Source organism: Ruegeria arenilitoris (assembly GCF_013030985.1).
In the GTDB taxonomy this organism is placed as follows: domain Bacteria; phylum Pseudomonadota; class Alphaproteobacteria; order Rhodobacterales; family Rhodobacteraceae; genus Ruegeria; species Ruegeria arenilitoris_B.
Genome location: NZ_WPYP01000001.1, coordinates 125,851 through 142,455, shown reverse-complemented (window position 1 = coordinate 142,455; position 16,605 = coordinate 125,851). Strand labels below are relative to the sequence as shown.

The window sequence follows — 16,605 nt, the reverse complement described above, 5'->3', positions numbered from 1 at the left end:
CAACCCGGGGGTATCACATGCCCGACATCGATTTTTGGTATTCCATCGGCAGTACATACAGTTTCCTGACCGTCATGCGTCTGGACGATTGGTGCGCGGAACATGGTGCCTCGGTGAGATGGCGACCGTTCAACGTACGCACTGTGATGTCTGATCAGAACAACATCCCGTTTGCAGGCAAGCCGGTGAAATCCGCGTATATGTGGCGCGATATCGAGCGCCGCGCCGCGAAGTACCACATTCACGCCCGATTGCCCGCACCCTACCCGATCTCGGATCTGCCGCTGGCCAATCAGGTCGCTTTGCTGGGTATGGGCGACGGTTGGGGCAAGAACTTCACTCAGGTGCTGTATCGCATCTGGTTCGAGGAAAATAACGAAGCTGGCAGCGAGTCCGCCATCACCGAAGCACTGCACAGGTGCCAGCAGGACCCGCGGCTGGTGCTGGCCCGCGCCCGCAGCCCCGATACCGTCGCCGCACTCGAGGCCGAAACGGATCAAGCCACCAAACTCGGGGTTTTCGGAGCCCCCAGCCTTGTCGTCCGCGGTGAGGTCTTTTGGGGAGATGATCGGCTGGACGACGCGCTGTCATGGGCGCGTGTCGGCCATGTGACCTGATCATTGCCCTTCGACACACACCCAAGTTGCACTAACTTTCAGCCATGCCCTATCGATGGAAGCGAACTTCGGAAACCGAACAGGAACTGCGCCTTTGGCCACATAACTCGCTGCCACGACGCGGGGCGATGATCGTGATCTTATCTGTATTCCTGTTTGGACTAATTCCACTGCTGGCTGTGCTGGGATCGGTCATCCTGTGGGGACTGCTGCCCTTCCTGCTGCTGACCGTTCTGGGCCTGTGGTTGGCGATCCAGACCAATTACCGCGCCCGCAGCGTATTCGAGATTCTCACCCTGACCGGAACAAAGGCGCATCTGGTCCACCACGATCCGCGAAAAGGCCAGCAAGAGTGGACCTGCAACCGTTATTGGGCTCGGCCCGAGATGCACAAACACGGCGGGCCGGTGCCAAACTATGTCACGCTGACCGGAGACGGGCGCGAAGTGGAAATCGGAGCGTTCCTGTCTGAGGACGAGCGTATCGCGCTATACGATGACCTGACGCAAAAACTGCGCGAACCGGTCGCGCAGTAACAGCAGTCTCAGAATTTGATTAGTGTCAGCAGCCGTCGTTCGAGGCGGCGCATAGGTGGTCTTTGACCATCGGGCCAACTTTGCCGAAATCCATCCGGCCAGTATAGCGAGTCTTGAGTTCGCCCATCACTTTGCCCATGTCGCGGATCGAACCTGCTCCTGTCGCGGTGATCGCCGTCTGGATGGCTTTGGAGACCTCGTCATCATCCAGCTGCTTGGGCAGGAATTCCTCGATTACCTCGACCTCGCGCAGTTCACGTTCGGCCAAATCCAGCCGTCCACCCTCTTCATAGGCGCGGGCGCTTTCCTTGCGCTGCTTGGTCATTTTTCCAAGGATTTCAAGAACCTCGGTATCACCGCAGCCTTTGGCCTCTTCGTTGTCAGAGGCCCGCGAGGCGATGTCGCGGTCTTTGATTGCAGCGTTGATCAACCGCAGCGTCGACAAACGCTCGGCATCCTTGTCTTTCATTGCTTGCTTCAGGGCTGAGTTCACCCGTGATCGCATATCCATATGATCTGTCCATCCCCATGGAAAAGGAACCCCGACCATATCGAAACAAAAAGCGCGACACAACCAGAAGTGAATATCACTAACCTATTGATTTTCCTCAATAGCGCAAAATTTGAACAGACTTGACCCAGCGCCACAACCCCCTTAGTTATGCGCCGATTTACCCAGCAGGAGAGTCGCCCGATGGCCCAGAACGCCCCGTCCAAGCCCACCGCATGTCTGGCATTGGCCGACGGTACACTGTTCTACGGGATGGGCTTCGGCGCCACCGGTCAGACCGTGGCCGAGCTGTGCTTTAACACCGCCATGACCGGCTATCAGGAGATCATGACCGATCCCTCTTATGCCGGACAGATCGTGACCTTCACCTTCCCCCATGTCGGCAATGTCGGCGTGAACCCCGAGGATGACGAAACCGGTGATCCCGTGGCCGCGGGCATGGTGGTCAAGTGGGACCCGACCGAGCCGTCGAACTGGCGCTCGGCCGAAGAGCTGAAGACCTGGCTGACCCGTCGTGGCCGCATCGCCATCGGCGGCATCGACACCCGCCGCCTGACCCGCGCCATCCGTCAGCAGGGCGCGCCGCACGTCGCTCTGGCCCATGACCCCGAGGGGAATTTCGACATCGAGGCTCTGGTCGCCGCTGCGCGTGGTTTTGCCGGGCTGGAAGGCATGGACCTGGCCAAAGAGGTCACCTGCGCTCAAAGCTATCGCTGGGATGAGATGCGGTGGGCCTGGCCTGACGGCTACACTCGTCAGGAAGCCCCGGCGCACAAGGTGGTTGCCGTGGATTTCGGTGCCAAGCGCAACATTCTGCGCTGCCTCGCCTCGGCTGGCTGTGACGTAACCGTGCTGCCCGCCACCGCGACAGCCGCCGAAGTGCTGGCGCACAACCCTGATGGCGTTTTCCTGTCTAACGGCCCGGGCGATCCCGCGGCCACTGGCGAATACGCCGTTCCGATGATCAAAGAGGTTCTGGACACCACCGACCTGCCCGTTTTTGGCATCTGCCTCGGCCACCAGATGCTGGCGCTGGCCTTGGGTGGCCAGACCGTCAAAATGAACCACGGCCACCACGGCGCCAACCACCCGGTCAAGGACATGGAGACCGGCAAGGTCGAAATCACCTCGATGAACCACGGCTTTGCGGTGGACGCGCAGTCCTTGCCCGAGGGCGTGGTGGAAACCCACCGGTCGCTGTTTGACGGGTCGAACTGCGGTATCCGCATGACGGATCGCCCGGTCTATTCGGTGCAGTACCACCCCGAAGCCTCGCCCGGTCCGCAGGATAGTTTCTACCTGTTCGAACGCTTTGCCGACGCGATGGCGAACAAGAAAACCATGGCATAAATGGCGATTAGATCAGAGTTAACCCGCTGTTAACCCTAATTGAGCAACCCTGACGCCTGCTAACCGCGTCAGGGTTGTTATTTATGGTCGAACTGAACCTGCAGCATTTCGCGCACGCCGCGCCGATACCTGCTCAGGAACGCAAGCCCTTGGGAGTTTGCCTTGTCGACCGTGGCCTGATCACAAAGGCGCAGCTGGACGAAGCGCTGTTCTTGCAATCCTGGCAACAGGCACCCTTGGGTGAAATTCTGGTGGCCGAGGGCTGGGTCAATCGTCAGGACGTGATAAATGCTCTGTCCGAGCAAACCGGCCTGCAGATCGCTGATCTGGACAGCTCACCCCCGCCCCCCGATCTGTGCCGGATCAAGTCCGTCGACTTCTGGCTGGCCCATAACGTCATCCCCTGGCGTCGGTTGGGGCCTATTCTGTTGGTTGCCACGGCCCGGCCTGATCTGTTCCCAAGCGTGCACAGCGATCTGGAAGACACCGGCTATACAATCATCCCAGTGCTCGCCGCAGCGGATCAGATTGACGGAGCGATCGCGCACATGTTCTCCACCCCCCTTGCCGAAGCGGCAGAGGCCCGTGTGGACCTTGACCAGAGCTGCCGATCCTGGACCCCGCGATCCCGTGTCGGACCTGCGGCCGCGCTCGCGGGCCTTGTGGCTTTGTCAGCCGCCTTTCCCATGGCCGGAATAGCCGTTTTGATGGCTGCTGCCGTGGTCAGCCTGATCATGTTTCTGGCTCTGCGTCTGGCTGGCCTGTTGAATTTCATTTGGCATCACTGGACCCGCCCCTCCACAGAAGCGTCCGCCAGCCCGCCGCCGGCCTTGCCCTGCGTTTCCATCATGGTGCCACTCTATAAGGAGAGGGAAATTGCCGACGCCCTGATCCGTCGATTGCAGCGGCTGACCTATCCCAAGGCCTTGTTGGATATCATACTGGTGCTGGAAGAAACCGACGAGGTGACGCGATCCACATTGGCGCAGGTCAATCTGCCCAGCTGGATCAGAACCATCGAGGTCCCCGCCCTGAATGGCCTGACCACCAAACCCCGTGCGATGAACTATGCGCTGGATTTCTGCCGGGGCGACATTCTGGGCGTCTGGGATGCCGAAGACGCGCCACAACCTGACCAGATCGAGCGTGTCGTCCGGCATTTCGCACAGGCAGACGAGGACGTTGTCTGCCTTCAGGGCGTTCTGGACTATTACAACCCCCGCACCAATTGGCGCTCACGCTGCTTTACCATCGAATACAACAGCTGGTTCCGGGTTATTCTACAGGGCATCGCGCGGCTTGGGCTTGTCGTGCCGCTGGGCGGGACCACTTTCTTTTTCCGCCGTGACAAGCTGTTGGAACTGGGCGGTTGGGATGCCCATAACGTCACCGAAGATGCCGATCTGGGCGTACGTCTCAGCCGGGCAGGCTATCGAACGGAAATGGTTGATACCGCCACGTTCGAAGAAGCGAATTTCCGCGCCTGGCCCTGGGTGCGGCAGCGCTCTCGCTGGCTCAAGGGGTTCATGGTCACCTACCTTGTTCACATGCGGTCGCCTCTGCGCTTGCTGAGGGATCTCGGCCCCATCAGGTTTTTGGGCGTACAGGCGTTCTTTCTTGGAACCGTCGGGCAATTCCTGCTGGCTCCGGTCCTATGGCTGTTCTGGCTGACCACCTTTGGCCTGCCCAGCCCGCTTGACCCGTTCCTTTCCGGTGTCGGGCTGATCGCATTGTTCGGCCTGTTCCTGTTTGCCGAAGCCATCAATACTCTGGTCGGCGTTATCGCAGTATCCGCACGCGAGCGGCGTTTTCTGCTTCCTTGGGTACCGACGATGCCGCTGTATTTTCCGTTGGGCGTGTTGGCTGCGTACAAGGCCCTGTGGGAGCTGCTGCTCGACCCGTTCTTCTGGGACAAGACACAACACGGTCAGGCCAGCGAAGAAGGCCTGCCGCACTGACGGTCAGCTTTCGCGTCGGATGGCATCCTGTTTCAGACGTGTCATGAAAGCGACCGAAATGTGATCCTTGAGAGCACGCCCTGCCGCCTCTTCGTCGCGGGCTGCGATTGCCTCGACAATCCCCTTGTGTTCACCCTGCGCGATCTCACCCCGGCCCTGCGCCGCCAAGGACGTGGTGGCCATCAGCGCCATGGTGCGATGCACAAGGTCCAGTTGCTGCACCAGATAGCGGTTATGCGAGGCCAGATGTATCTGTTCATGAAACCGCCGGTTCGCCCGTGACAAGGCCGCCGGATCATCGACCAGCGCGTCATCAGCGGCGACCATTTCCTGCAATACCTTGATCTCTTCATCGGTGGCGTGCTTGGCGGCCAGCTTCGCGGCCAGACCCTCCAATTCGCGCCGCACCATATACAGCTCGGCCATCTGGTTGTGATCCAACGAGGCGACAATCAACGACCGCCCGTCGCGTTCCAGCAGGGATTGCGTCTCGAGCCGCTGCAGCGCCTCGCGGATCGGCGTACGCGACACTCCGAACCGCTCGGCCAGCTCGCTTTCGACCAGTCGGTTGCCGGGCTTATAGACGCCGACGTCAATCGCTTCGAGAATTAAGCTGTAGGCGTCTGTGTTGGGCTGTTTGGATGGGGGCATTGGGTGGTTTGTCTCCTCGTTCGAACATGTCTATCCGTCACTTGCCCCCAGGATCAAGAGTAGCATTGAAAACCGATGCCACGCGCCCTAAACCAAAACCATGGTCAAACCTGCCTTTTCTCACGTCACCCAATGGGTCTTCGACCTGGACAACACGCTGTATCCGCCACATATGCGCCTGTTCGATCAGATCGAGGTGCTGATGACGGATTACGTTGTGCAGGCCATCGGAGTGGACCGGGCCGAGGCGGACCGGCTGCGCTCGCACTATTGGCGGCAATACGGCACTACGCTGGCCGGGTTGATGGCCGAGCATGATCTGGATCCGGACCCTTATCTGCACGCGGTTCATCAAGTCGACATGAGCCACATGGACCCCGACGCAGAACTGGCCGATCACATCCGGTCCCTGCCCGGGCGTCGCATTGTCTACACCAACGGCAGCGCACCCTACGCCGAGCGAGTTCTGGATGCGCGCGGACTTGGCGGTCTTTTCGATGCGATCTATGGGGTCGAGCACGCGGGCTATAAGCCTAAGCCCGAAAAAGCCGCGTTCGAAGCGATCTTTGCCCAGGATGGAATCGACACGGCCAAGGCTGCTATGTTCGAGGATGATCCGCGCAATCTGGCCGCTCCTCACGCGATGGGAATGCGCACGGTCCACGTCGCACCCGAGCCGCACGAGGCTGACCATATTCACCATCACACCGACGATCTGACCGCGTTTCTGGCCCGTCTGCGATAGGCTGTCGCCCTGCGACGATCTGCACATTTTGCAGGTGCAGCATCCCCCCCTATATGCGCCTTAGCGACGAACAGAACTGGAGATTCCCATGAGCGCGATCGAGATGCCTCGGCGCCTGCCCATTTGGCAGCGCCTGTTGTTTGCAATCCCCGTTTTTGGCTGGCTGGCAAAAGATGCCGCCAATGGTGGGGCCGAAGACTGGTACTATATGGCTGCCGCGATCGTCAGCATGTGGGGATGCTCGGCCCTGCTGTTTGGCCTGCCGGGGCTTTATATCCCGGCCGTCATGTTGGTGCCGGTGATGTTCCTTATCCTCATCCTGATCTCACGCGGCTGACACACGGGACAGGATGTCACTTGGCACCCACCTTGGAACCGAACTAGTTTCTGCCCAAGACTTCGGAGACCAAGGCCATGAAAGACTGCTGTGACATCCTGATTTCCGGCGGAGGAATCGCCGGACTGACCGCTGCGGCGGCCTTTGGAACTGCCGGGTTCGACGTTGTCTGCGTCGACCCCACCCCGCCCATCACCGAGCGTGACGTGGACGGGTCCGACCTGCGGACCACGGCGTTTCTGCAACCGGCGCATGGGCTTTTGGAACAATGCGGGCTGTGGCAGCGGCTGGACGACCACGCCGCCCCCTTGCAGATTATGCGTATCGTCGATGCGGGCGGAGACGTCCCCGAACCCCGCGTGGTGCGCGACTTCAACGCCGCCGACATCTCGGACCAGCCCTTTGGCTGGAACCTGCCCAATTGGCTGCTGCGGCGTGAAATGGTGGCTCGTTTGTCCGAGCTGCCCAATGTCGATTTCCGCCCCGGCACCGGCACTGTCAGCCTGTTCACCCGAACTGCCGAGGCGCGCGTAGGCTTGAGCGACGGCAGCCGTATTCGCTGCAAACTGGTGGTCGCCGCGGACGGGCGCAATTCGCCCATGCGCGAGGCCGCGGGGATCAACGTGCACACCACGCGGTATGGCCAGAAGGCGCTGGCCTTTGCTGTGACGCATCCGATCCCGCATGAAAATGTTTCGACCGAGATTCACCGCTCGGGTGGGCCGTTCACTCTGGTCCCGCTACCCGATTGGCAAGGTCAGCCCTCCTCCGCGATTGTCTGGATGGAACGCGGTCCGCGCGCGGTCGAGTTGCTGAACACCGAGCCTGAGGCGTTCGAGGCACTGATGACCGAACGCTCCTGCGGGTTGTTCGGGCCGTTGAAACTGGCCTCACGCCGGACCATTTGGCCGATCATCAGCCAATCAGCAGAACGGCTGTCGGGAGAACGCATTGCCCTGATGGCCGAGGCCGCCCATGTGGTGCCCCCTATCGGCGCCCAAGGGTTGAACATGTCATTGGGAGATCTGCGCAGCCTTCTGGATCTGGCGCAGGCCCGCCCCGAAGGCCTGGGCGATGCACAGATGCTGGACGCCTATCACAAGGCCCGTCACGCCGAGATCGAGATGCGCGTCAAAGGCATCGACCTGCTGAACCGCGCCTCGATGATCGAGGCACGGCCGCTGCGCGATGCGCGGGCGATGGGGCTGAATGCGCTTTATTCCCTGCCGCCCGTGCGAAAGACATTGATGCAGATGGGCCTCGGCGTACGCTGAGGCCCCCAGATCACTCAGAAGATCACAGCACCTGATCCAGTACGCGCTTGAGCCGCGCGATGGTGCCATCTACGTCGTACAGCTTGTCCAGTCCGAACAAGCCCAGACGGAAGGTGCTGAAGCCCTCAGGCTCATCACATTGCAGCGGGACACCAGCGGCGATCTGCATCCCCAGCGCGGCGAATTTCTTGCCGTTCTGAACCTCGGGGTCCGAGGTATAGCTGACAACAACCCCAGGCGCACCAAAGCCATCGGCGGCTACCGACACGATACCCTTGTCCTTCAGCATCGCCCGCACACCGTTGCCCAAAGCCCATTGCGCATCCCGCAGCTTTTCGAAACCGTAGTCGCGGGTCTCGACCATCGTATCCCGGAAGGCCTGCAACGCGTCGGTCGGCATGGTGGCGTGATACGCGTGGCCGCCATTCTCATAGGCCTGCATGATCTGCCGCCATTTCTTCAGATCCACGGCAAAACTGTCGGATGTGGTCTCTTCCAACCGCGCCTCGGCCCGTTCGGACAGCATGACCAGCCCTGCACAGGGCGATGCGCTCCACCCTTTCTGCGGGGCCGAAATCAGGACATCAACACCCGTTGCCTTCATGTCGACCCAGGCACAGCCCGAGGCGATGCAATCCAGCACCATCAACGCCCCAACCTCATGCGCGGCAGCAGCCATGGCCGTCACGTAGTCATCCGGCAGAATCAAACCCGCCGAGGTTTCGACATGCGGCGCAAACACCACGTCCGGGCGCTGTTCACGAATAGTTGATACAACCTCTTCGATCGGCGCCGGCGCAAACGGTGACGGGCTGGAATTGCCGGTTTGTCGCGCCTTGAGCACCGTTGCCGACGCCGTCAAATCTGCGGATTCGATGATCTGGCTCCAACGGTAGGAAAACCATCCATTGCGCACGACCAGAACGTTGGCATTGCGTGCGAACTGTCGGGCCACGGCCTCCATCCCATAGGTTCCGCCACCCGGAATTACTGCAACGCCTTCCGCGTTGTAGACATCCCTCAACATCGATGAGATGTCGCGCATGACGGTCTGAAACCGGGCAGACATGTGGTTCAAGGAACGGTCGGTGAAAACAACCGAGAATTCCTCGAGCCCATTGGGGTCAATGCTATCCAAAAGCGCCGGCATGATTTGTCCTTTCAAACAGTACTCGGGCAACGTGAATCTTCTGCCGAGATTGGTAAAGCAGTTTTCTTTCACCGACAATTGACGCGACGGAACTTTATTTCCCCGTGAAAATCGCGTCCGAAACTGCACGATATAGCCCCCTAAGTGACGCCAAATAGTGTCACCACCCCTTTACACCCAGAGGTGTTTCTGAACAGATACATACACTTTGTAGAAGAAAGGTATTGCTTCTCGTGACTGCTCAAAAGCGGATCAGTTTTCAGGTTGTACGGGACGAAGTTAAACGCCGTATCGAAAGCCGGATCTGGCCTCAGGGATCTTTGCTGCCAACGGAAACGCAGCTTGCCGAAGAATTCAATTGCGCGCGCGCGACCGTGAACCGCGCTCTGCGTGAACTTGCCGATCAGGGGTTCGTGGAGCGTAAGCGCAAAAGCGGAACGCGGGTCAAGAAAGAACCCAGCAAACACGCGAAACTGGAACTCTCGGTGGCGCGACAGACCGTCGAAAACCAGAATTCGACATATCGCTATGCGTTGGTCGAACGGAACGTTGTTTCCAGCCCCGGTTGGCTGGCCTCACAGCTCAGTGTTTCACCGAACGCGCGTGTGCTGCATGTGATCTGCATGCACTACGCCGACAACCGCCCCTTCCAATTGGAAGAGCGCTGGATCAACATCGACACCGTGCCGGAAGTGGAACATGCCGATCTCAACGCACAGGGTCCGCATGAGTGGCTGCTGAATGTCGCCCCCTTCACCGAGGCCGAGATTGCCTTTTGCGCAATTTCCGCCGATGGGCGCCTGGCCGAGTTCATGGGCACCACTGCCGGCACCTCGATGATTCAGCTTGAGCGCACGACCTGGAAAAATGGGGAACCGATGACCTTTGCCCGCATGACCCACCATCCCGGGTATTGCATCCGCACCAGCTACTGATCCCTGCTATCCGATTGGACCGGGCAACCGCTCTTCGCTGAGCAGAACGTTGGCTTCGACGTCCCCGGCGCCGGGTAAGGTCATGATTCGCCGCCGCAGAACGCGTTCAAAGTCGGACAGGTCGCGCGCGACAACCCGCAGGCGGTAGTCGTACAGCCCAAGGACGTGCTCGACCGTTTGAACCTCGGGAATTGCGCTGACGGCGCGTTCGAAGTCTTCCAGGCTGATCTGACCCTTGCGGGCCAGTTTGACGCCCAGAAAAACTGTCACGCCAAACCCCAGCGCCTCGGCATTCAGGCGCAGGCGACGGCCTCGGATGACCCCTGCTGTTTCCAGCCGCCTGATACGCCGCCAGGTCGCAGGCTGGGACAATCCCAGTTTGCGCCCCAAAGCTCCGGCACTCTGAGTGGCATCCTGCACCAGCGCACGTAGGATTTGGCGGTCTGTTTCATCAAGCTCAATCATACCGGCAGAACCTCATTCCTTTTCAAGCGAGCGATATGCATCAGTGCCTCGATATCGGCGATATGCGGCAGGGTCAGGATTCGGTCGCGGTAGATTTGCTGATAGTGTGCCATATCGCGCGCCAGCACCGACAAACGCACATCCACCCGCCCCAGAAAGGTTTGGATTTCGATCACTTCGGACACATCGCGCGCGGCGGTCGTGAACTCATCGAAGGCCCGCGGCTGGGTCTTGTCCAGCGTCACGCGCAGCGAAACCTCGACAGCATACCCAAGCGCCGCCCAGTCAATGATCGCCTCTTGCCCCTGAATAACGCCCGAGGCCTGCATCTTCTCGACCCGGCGCCAACACACGCCCTGGCTGATGCCACACCGTTCGGCAAGTTCAGCCATGGAAAGGGTCGGTTCGGCCTGCAGATGGCGCAGAATGCGCCGATCCATGTCATCAAGCATGATTTCTTCGCCCAATTATGTTTTGACGAATAACTTTTCACCTTTTTTGCAAATACTCAATGCTTCAACGCTCGCCAACCAAACCACACCGAACTAAAAGCTCAGCAACCGTAACAGAAAGGACCGGAATCATGCGCGTCTATTACGATCGCGATTGCGACATCAACCTGATCAAAGACAAAAAAGTGGCTATCCTGGGCTATGGCTCGCAAGGTCACGCCCACGCGCTGAACCTGCGCGACTCGGGCGCGAAGAACCTGGTTGTCGCTCTGCGCGAAGGTTCCGCATCGGCCAAGAAAGCCGAAGCCGAAGGTCTGGAAGTCATGGGCATCGCCGAAGCGGCAGCCTGGTGTGACGTCATCATGTTCACCATGCCCGACGAACTGCAGGCAGAAACCTACAAGAAGTACGTACATGACAACATCAAGCCCGGCTCGGCCATTGCCTTCGCCCACGGCCTGAACGTCCACTTTGGCCTGATCGAGCCGAAAGAAGGCGTCGACGTCATCATGATGGCCCCCAAAGGCCCCGGCCACACCGTGCGCGGCGAATACGTCAAAGGCGGCGGCGTGCCCTGTCTGGTCGCCGTTCACAACGACGCAACCGGCAAAGCGCTGGAAATCGGCCTGTCCTACTGCTCGGCCATCGGTGGCGGCCGCTCGGGCATCATCGAAACCAACTTCCGCGAAGAATGCGAAACCGACCTGTTCGGTGAACAAGCCGTTCTGTGCGGCGGTCTGGTCGAGCTGATCCGCTGCGGCTTTGAAACGCTGGTCGAAGCTGGTTACGCGCCGGAAATGGCCTATTTCGAGTGTCTGCACGAAGTGAAGCTGATCGTGGACCTGATCTACGAAGGCGGCATCGCAAACATGGATTACTCGATTTCGAACACCGCCGAGTACGGCCAGTACGTCACCGGCCCGCGCATCCTGAAGTACGACGAGACCAAAGCGCGCATGAAAGAAGTCCTGAACGACATCCAGCAGGGTAAATTCGTTCGTGACTTCATGCTGGAAAACGCCGTTGGTCAGCCGACCATCAAAGCGTCGCGCCGCGCCAATGACGAGCACATGATCGAGGAAACCGGTGCGAAACTGCGCGCCATGATGCCTTGGATCTCGGCCGGTAAAATGGTCGACAAGGAAAAGAACTGATCCTGACGGTTCTTTACGAAGGGGCGGCCAAACGGCCGCCCTTTTTTGTCTCAACAGTCCCTGAACCCAAGGCACGACATGGTTGACCAACCCTCACCCCGTGATTGGAGCGGTGTAATTACTCTGGGCCTCATCTGGGGCGGGACGTTCATGGTTGTCGCCATGGCGCTCGAGGGATACGGGCCGGTCACCGTTGCCACCGCACGGACCACGTTGGGTGCGTTGACCTTGCTGGGGATGATGGCACTGACCGGGCGCAAGCTGCCGTCGGGCAATCCGAAACTCTGGGGATACATCGCCATCATCGGCCTGTTGTCGACTGCACTACCGTTCTTATTGCTCAGCTGGGGGCAACAATACGTGGCCTCGGCCTTTGCGGGCCTGTCGATGGCGGCAATACCGCTGATGGTGCTGCCTTTGGCGCATTTCTTTTCCGATGAGCCGATGAATCTGCGCCGGCTCCTTGGGGTATCACTCGGCTTTTGTGGTGCATTGGTGCTGATCGGTCCGGGGCTGGCGCAGATCGGACAAGGGGCGGAACCATTGGCGCAACTGGCCTGTATCGGAGCAGCCCTTTGCTATTCCTGCGCATCGATCTTTACCCGACGCTGCCCACCGGTTGATCCGGTCGCATTGGCCGCGCTGTCACTGGTCGTTGGCGCGGCGCTTTTGCTGCCGATCATGCTGGTCACCGAGGGCCTGCCTCGCTGGGAGGGCACACGCCCCGGTCTGGCGATCATCGCACTGGGCCTTTTGCCCACCGCTTTTGCGACCTTGCTGCGCGTTTCCATCATTCGCAGCGCCGGGTCCGTATTCCTGACACTGGTCAACTATCAGGTACCGATCTGGTCGATGATCTTCGGCGCCTGGATTCTATCCGAGGCGCTGCCTTTGCGGTTCTACATCGCGTTGATCATGATCCTGACCGGTCTGGCGATCAGCCAGTGGTTCAGCCTGCGCAAGATGCTGATCGGGCGTTAACCCGCGACCGCCTCGACCTCGGCCACGATACCATCGACAACCTGCGTCAGCAGAGCGCCGTCCTCACATTCCGCCATTACGCGGATCAGAGGTTCGGTGCCTGATTTGCGGATCAGCAGACGCCCCTGCCCGTTCAGACGCGCTTCGGCATCGGCGATGGCGGCTTTGACGCTGCTGGCCTCCAGCGGGGTCTGCCCATCCTGATACCGCACGTTCTTCAACAGCTGCGGAACGGTTTCGAACTGCACCGATAGCTCAGAGGCCTTGCGGCCCGAATGCACCATCTCGGCCAGGAAGTGCAGACCGGCCATCAGGCCGTCGCCCGTTGTGGCGTAGTCGCTCATGACGATGTGGCCCGACTGCTCTCCGCCCAGATTGAACCCGCCTTCGCGCATCCGTTCAACGACATAGCGGTCGCCAACCGCAGTCCGTTCCAGCCGCAGCCCCTGCGCGGCTAGATGCCGTTCCAACCCGAGGTTGGACATGACCGTCGCAACCAGTGCGCCGCCCTGCAGACGCTCTGCCTTGGCCCAACTGGTCGCCAGCAGCGCCATAAGTTGATCGCCATCAGCCACCTGCCCGTGTTCATCGACCATCACAACGCGATCGGCATCGCCGTCCAGGCAAATCCCCACATCCGCACCATGGGCCACAACCGTCTCGGCCGCCAACTGAGGTTTGGTCGAACCGCAATTCAGGTTGATATTCTTACCGTTGGGGGCAACGCCTACCGGGATGACTTCGGCGCCAAGCTCCCACAGAACCTCGGGCGCGGTGCGGTGCGCGGCACCGTTGGCACAATCGACAACCACTTTCAGCCCATCCAGACGCAGGTCGCGGGACAGCGAAGATTTGACCCGCTCACCATACCGGAACCGCGCATCATCCACCCGGCGCGCACGGCCGATATTCTGCGCTTGCGCCGGTTTGACACCCTTTTCGATCAGAAGTTCAATCTCAAGCTCGGCCTGATCGGACAGCTTATACCCGTCGGGGCCAAAAAACTTGATGCCGTTGTCTTCGGCCGGATTGTGACTGGCTGAAATCATCACACCCAGATCCGCGCGCATCGACCGGGTCATCAGCCCCACTGCGGGCGTCGGCACCGGGCCCAGCAGCAACACGTTCATACCGGTTGAGGTCAGCCCGGCGGTCAGCGCGTTTTCCAGCATATACCCGGACAGGCGCGTGTCCTTCCCGATCACCACCCGGTGCGCTTCAGAGTGATCCTTCCGGAAATACCGCCCAACAGCGGCCCCGATGCGCAGGGCCATCTCGGCCGTTATCGGATGGGTGTTGGCGGTGCCCCGCACCCCGTCGGTTCCGAACAGCTTGCGCATCGTGTCACTCCGTAATGTCTTGCCTGCGACCGGATTACCGGACGGCAGCCCACAGACGCAAGGCCTGAGCGGTCTCGGGCACGTCATGAACGCGCAGGATCTGCACACCCTGAGACAATCCGGCCAGCGCCACAGCGATTGATCCCGGCGCGCGGGCATCCTTGCGCGGTTCCTGGCCGATCTGCCCGATAAGCCCTTTGCGCGACACACCCAGCAGGATTGGGCAGCCGATTCCGTGGAACAGGCTGAGGTTTTGCAGAAGGGTCAGATTGTGTTCCTGCGTCTTGCCAAACCCGATGCCCGGATCAACTACGATCCGGTCGCGATTCAGGCCCAGTTGCTCCAACTGCACCACCATCCCGTCAAGGAAATCGTAGACATCCAACAACACGTCATCATATTGCGGATCGTCCTGCATCGTGGCCGGATCACCCTGCATGTGCATCACGCAGACCGGGGCACCAACCTCAGCACAAAACGGAGCAAGCTGCGGATCAAAGGTAAAGCCTGAGACGTCGTTGATCAGCCCCGCCCCCGCATCCCACGCTGCCCGCGCAACGCTGGCCTTGCGGGTGTCGATGGAGATCAGTGCCTGCGTGTTGGCGCGGATGGCCTCGATAACAGGTTGAGTCCGCGCGATTTCTTCGTCTTCCGGCACATATGTGGCCCCCGGACGCGTCGACTCGCCGCCGATATCCAGAATGCTGGCCCCATGCGCCACCATCTGTTCCGCCGCCGCTGCGGCAGCCTGGACCGAGTTGTGCACGCCGCCGTCGGAGAAACTGTCCGGTGTCGCGTTCAGGATACCCATGATCTGAGGGCGTTCCATCGCCAGTCCGGCGACCTCGGCGCGCGGACCGGTCAGGCGTGCAAGCACATCACCCGGAATGTCCTGTGCCGCAACAACAGTCGGGGCTTCAGTCCTGGACAACCGTTCAGCATGGGTGAACCACAAAGTCTGCCCCGCCAGAGGCACCGCCCCAGCCGGCCGGGCCGAGCCATTTTGCACCAGCGGTCTGAAGTATTCGGTCACAGTTGCGCCTGATCCACTGGAACGGCGCGCAGAGGCGTCTTTGGTGCGGTCGGCAATGCACCGCCAATCACCATCATTTCGCTGGCCTCGAAGGTGGCCGCGAACCAAGCAGCAAGGGCAACGGCGTCCGAAGGTGCAGCCGAGGGGCCGTCAACCGCATCCAGAACGATCTTTGACGGAGCCCAAACGCAGATCTGACCGTTCTTCATCGCCCAGTCCAATTCGGTCCGCGTCGATACCACCACACAGCGGTGATCCCGCGCGGCCAGAACCCAGGCGTTCTGTTCAATCGCCAGCAGGTCGATCCGGCGCTGCGTCATTGCGTGGCCAGTCTGAGGCACCGCCATATCAGCCGCGCCAACACACAGGATCAGTGGGCGTTGGCGGTTCTCCAACTGGTCAATCCACCCGGTCAGATTGGACGAGGCAATTGCCTCGTTCGACAGGAACACCAACCGCGGATGGGGGCGTTCTTCCTCGACCACATCGTGATGGATCGTGTCCTTGCCGCGCACGATCTCGACACCCAAGGCACCGGGGCCACGGTCCAGTTTTTCAATGCGGACAAAGGCTCTTACGGCCTGAGGCTCAAGCAGAATGCGTTCCGCAACGCGATCTGCCAATGTCTCAAGCAGGTTCAGACGCTCGGCCGCCAATTCGTGGGCAATCGCCTCGGTCACGCGGTCGTAGGACAGGATTCGATCCACGTCATCATCGATCGGATCGGTCAGTGGCCGAACTTCGACTACGATGTTGAAGCAGATGCGCTGCGTCGTGCCGCGCTCGGCCTGAAAGGCACCGATCTCGACCTCGACGATATGGTCCCTGAGCGAGATGCGATCCAGCGGACCTCGCGTTGCGGTCGCTTCGGACCGCTCGGACGGGTGCGCAAAGGCAAGACGGATTTCAGAGCTCATACAACGGACCTTTTCGGGCTTGGTGGGCTGATCTGCCAACACTATAGGGTGCGCGCGCGTATAACACCGCCTCAAACGCCATTCCAGACACCGAATGCGGCGTCAGAGAAAGCGGAACGGAATCTATGGTGCCAAAACGCCCTGCCCTGGCACCTGACGCTCCGCCGGTTTGATCGGACACTGCAAACCCCGATGGGTA

General features: G+C 60.3%; 18 protein-coding genes. 10 read left to right on the top strand and 8 right to left on the bottom strand.

The features are described 5' to 3' along the window. Positions 1-17: 17 nt before the first annotated feature. Together GOX88_RS00720 and GOX88_RS00715 are read left to right on the top strand one after the other, a co-directional pair. The gene (locus tag GOX88_RS00720) at positions 18-617 is read left to right on the top strand and encodes a 2-hydroxychromene-2-carboxylate isomerase (protein ID WP_170397844.1); all 600 of its coding nucleotides are present in this window, start codon (positions 18-20) and stop codon (positions 615-617) included. Positions 618-661: 44 nt separating this feature from the next. Further along, entirely contained in the window at positions 662-1,153 is a 492-nt protein-coding gene (locus GOX88_RS00715) for a DUF2244 domain-containing protein (RefSeq protein WP_170397842.1), read from the top strand. Between the two features lie 25 nt (positions 1,154-1,178). On the opposite strand, the gene GOX88_RS00710 is transcribed toward GOX88_RS00715, so the two are convergent. Next, positions 1,179-1,664, bottom strand: a complete 486-nt coding sequence (locus tag GOX88_RS00710) for a GatB/YqeY domain-containing protein (protein ID WP_170397839.1) — start codon at positions 1,662-1,664, stop codon at positions 1,179-1,181. Between the two features lie 183 nt (positions 1,665-1,847). Between GOX88_RS00710 and carA the strand changes: the two genes are divergently transcribed. Continuing rightward, positions 1,848-3,014: a glutamine-hydrolyzing carbamoyl-phosphate synthase small subunit gene (carA, locus tag GOX88_RS00705; protein ID WP_170397836.1), complete on the top strand. Its 1,167-nt coding sequence runs from the start codon at positions 1,848-1,850 to the stop codon at positions 3,012-3,014. A gap of 83 nt (positions 3,015-3,097) precedes the next feature. Beyond that, positions 3,098-4,972, top strand: coding sequence for a glycosyltransferase (locus GOX88_RS00700; RefSeq protein ID WP_170397833.1), 1,875 nt, complete (start codon positions 3,098-3,100; stop codon positions 4,970-4,972). A 3-nt stretch (positions 4,973-4,975) separates the two neighbouring features. Here GOX88_RS00700 and GOX88_RS00695 read toward each other — a convergent pair whose 3' ends face one another. Then, complete coding sequence (locus GOX88_RS00695) at positions 4,976-5,623, bottom strand: GntR family transcriptional regulator (RefSeq protein ID WP_170397831.1); 648 nt, start codon at positions 5,621-5,623, stop codon at positions 4,976-4,978. 100 nt (positions 5,624-5,723) lie between these two features. Here GOX88_RS00695 and GOX88_RS00690 point away from each other — a divergent pair, with 100 nt between their 5' ends. The 3 genes from GOX88_RS00690 to GOX88_RS00680 all read left to right on the top strand — a co-directional run bounded on the left by GOX88_RS00690 (position 5,724) and on the right by GOX88_RS00680 (position 7,979). After that, positions 5,724-6,368: a pyrimidine 5'-nucleotidase gene (locus GOX88_RS00690; RefSeq protein WP_170397827.1), complete on the top strand. Its 645-nt coding sequence runs from the start codon at positions 5,724-5,726 to the stop codon at positions 6,366-6,368. Positions 6,369-6,456: 88 nt separating this feature from the next. Further along, the gene (locus GOX88_RS00685; RefSeq protein WP_170397825.1) at positions 6,457-6,705 is read left to right on the top strand and encodes a hypothetical protein; all 249 of its coding nucleotides are present in this window, start codon (positions 6,457-6,459) and stop codon (positions 6,703-6,705) included. A gap of 77 nt (positions 6,706-6,782) precedes the next feature. Continuing rightward, entirely contained in the window at positions 6,783-7,979 is a 1,197-nt protein-coding gene (locus GOX88_RS00680; RefSeq protein WP_170397822.1) for a UbiH/UbiF family hydroxylase, read from the top strand. A 22-nt stretch (positions 7,980-8,001) separates the two neighbouring features. On the opposite strand, the gene GOX88_RS00675 is transcribed toward GOX88_RS00680, so the two are convergent. Continuing rightward, a complete protein-coding gene (locus GOX88_RS00675; RefSeq protein WP_170397818.1) occupies positions 8,002-9,129 on the bottom strand; it encodes an aminotransferase class V-fold PLP-dependent enzyme in 1,128 nt (375 codons plus the stop codon). 233 nt (positions 9,130-9,362) lie between these two features. Between GOX88_RS00675 and GOX88_RS00670 the strand changes: the two genes are divergently transcribed. Further along, positions 9,363-10,064: a GntR family transcriptional regulator gene (locus GOX88_RS00670; RefSeq protein WP_170400218.1), complete on the top strand. Its 702-nt coding sequence runs from the start codon at positions 9,363-9,365 to the stop codon at positions 10,062-10,064. 6 nt (positions 10,065-10,070) lie between these two features. On the opposite strand, the gene GOX88_RS00665 is transcribed toward GOX88_RS00670, so the two are convergent. Together GOX88_RS00665 and GOX88_RS00660 are read right to left on the bottom strand one after the other, a co-directional pair. After that, positions 10,071-10,529, bottom strand: a complete 459-nt coding sequence (locus GOX88_RS00665) for an Lrp/AsnC family transcriptional regulator (RefSeq protein WP_170397816.1) — start codon at positions 10,527-10,529, stop codon at positions 10,071-10,073. Beyond that, complete coding sequence (locus tag GOX88_RS00660; RefSeq protein ID WP_170397813.1) at positions 10,526-10,981, bottom strand: Lrp/AsnC family transcriptional regulator; 456 nt, start codon at positions 10,979-10,981, stop codon at positions 10,526-10,528. Before GOX88_RS00660 ends, GOX88_RS00665 begins: the two co-directional genes overlap by 4 nt. A gap of 131 nt (positions 10,982-11,112) precedes the next feature. Here GOX88_RS00660 and ilvC point away from each other — a divergent pair, with 131 nt between their 5' ends. Continuing rightward, positions 11,113-12,135: a ketol-acid reductoisomerase gene (gene ilvC, locus GOX88_RS00655; protein WP_170324547.1), complete on the top strand. Its 1,023-nt coding sequence runs from the start codon at positions 11,113-11,115 to the stop codon at positions 12,133-12,135. Between the two features lie 78 nt (positions 12,136-12,213). After that, positions 12,214-13,116, top strand: a complete 903-nt coding sequence (locus GOX88_RS00650) for a DMT family transporter (RefSeq protein ID WP_170397811.1) — start codon at positions 12,214-12,216, stop codon at positions 13,114-13,116. On the opposite strand, the gene glmM is transcribed toward GOX88_RS00650, so the two are convergent. Genes glmM through GOX88_RS00635 form a run of 3 tightly spaced genes read right to left on the bottom strand, consistent with a single transcriptional unit; the run spans position 13,113 to position 16,406 of the window. Beyond that, entirely contained in the window at positions 13,113-14,456 is a 1,344-nt protein-coding gene (glmM, locus tag GOX88_RS00645; RefSeq protein ID WP_170397808.1) for a phosphoglucosamine mutase, read from the bottom strand. The genes GOX88_RS00650 and glmM overlap by 4 nt on opposite strands. A 34-nt stretch (positions 14,457-14,490) precedes the next feature. After that, a complete protein-coding gene (gene folP / locus GOX88_RS00640; protein ID WP_170397805.1) occupies positions 14,491-15,489 on the bottom strand; it encodes a dihydropteroate synthase in 999 nt (332 codons plus the stop codon). Continuing rightward, entirely contained in the window at positions 15,486-16,406 is a 921-nt protein-coding gene (locus GOX88_RS00635) for a dihydroneopterin aldolase (RefSeq protein ID WP_170397802.1), read from the bottom strand. The genes folP and GOX88_RS00635 overlap by 4 nt, the downstream gene beginning before the upstream one ends. Positions 16,407-16,605: the final 199 nt, after the last annotated feature.

Coding starts and splice junctions, on each gene's coding strand:
- GOX88_RS00720 (WP_170397844.1), top strand. CDS start 18: ATGCCCGACATCGATTTTTGGTATTCCATCGGCAGTACATACAGTTTC.
- GOX88_RS00715 (WP_170397842.1), top strand. CDS start 662: ATGCCCTATCGATGGAAGCGAACTTCGGAAACCGAACAGGAACTGCGC.
- GOX88_RS00710 (WP_170397839.1), bottom strand. CDS start 1,664: ATGGATATGCGATCACGGGTGAACTCAGCCCTGAAGCAAGCAATGAAA.
- carA (WP_170397836.1), top strand. CDS start 1,848: ATGGCCCAGAACGCCCCGTCCAAGCCCACCGCATGTCTGGCATTGGCC.
- GOX88_RS00700 (WP_170397833.1), top strand. CDS start 3,098: ATGGTCGAACTGAACCTGCAGCATTTCGCGCACGCCGCGCCGATACCT.
- GOX88_RS00695 (WP_170397831.1), bottom strand. CDS start 5,623: ATGCCCCCATCCAAACAGCCCAACACAGACGCCTACAGCTTAATTCTC.
- GOX88_RS00690 (WP_170397827.1), top strand. CDS start 5,724: ATGGTCAAACCTGCCTTTTCTCACGTCACCCAATGGGTCTTCGACCTG.
- GOX88_RS00685 (WP_170397825.1), top strand. CDS start 6,457: ATGAGCGCGATCGAGATGCCTCGGCGCCTGCCCATTTGGCAGCGCCTG.
- GOX88_RS00680 (WP_170397822.1), top strand. CDS start 6,783: ATGAAAGACTGCTGTGACATCCTGATTTCCGGCGGAGGAATCGCCGGA.
- GOX88_RS00675 (WP_170397818.1), bottom strand. CDS start 9,129: ATGCCGGCGCTTTTGGATAGCATTGACCCCAATGGGCTCGAGGAATTC.
- GOX88_RS00665 (WP_170397816.1), bottom strand. CDS start 10,529: ATGATTGAGCTTGATGAAACAGACCGCCAAATCCTACGTGCGCTGGTG.
- GOX88_RS00660 (WP_170397813.1), bottom strand. CDS start 10,981: ATGCTTGATGACATGGATCGGCGCATTCTGCGCCATCTGCAGGCCGAA.
- ilvC (WP_170324547.1), top strand. CDS start 11,113: ATGCGCGTCTATTACGATCGCGATTGCGACATCAACCTGATCAAAGAC.
- GOX88_RS00650 (WP_170397811.1), top strand. CDS start 12,214: ATGGTTGACCAACCCTCACCCCGTGATTGGAGCGGTGTAATTACTCTG.
- glmM (WP_170397808.1), bottom strand. CDS start 14,456: ATGCGCAAGCTGTTCGGAACCGACGGGGTGCGGGGCACCGCCAACACC.
- GOX88_RS00635 (WP_170397802.1), bottom strand. CDS start 16,406: ATGAGCTCTGAAATCCGTCTTGCCTTTGCGCACCCGTCCGAGCGGTCC.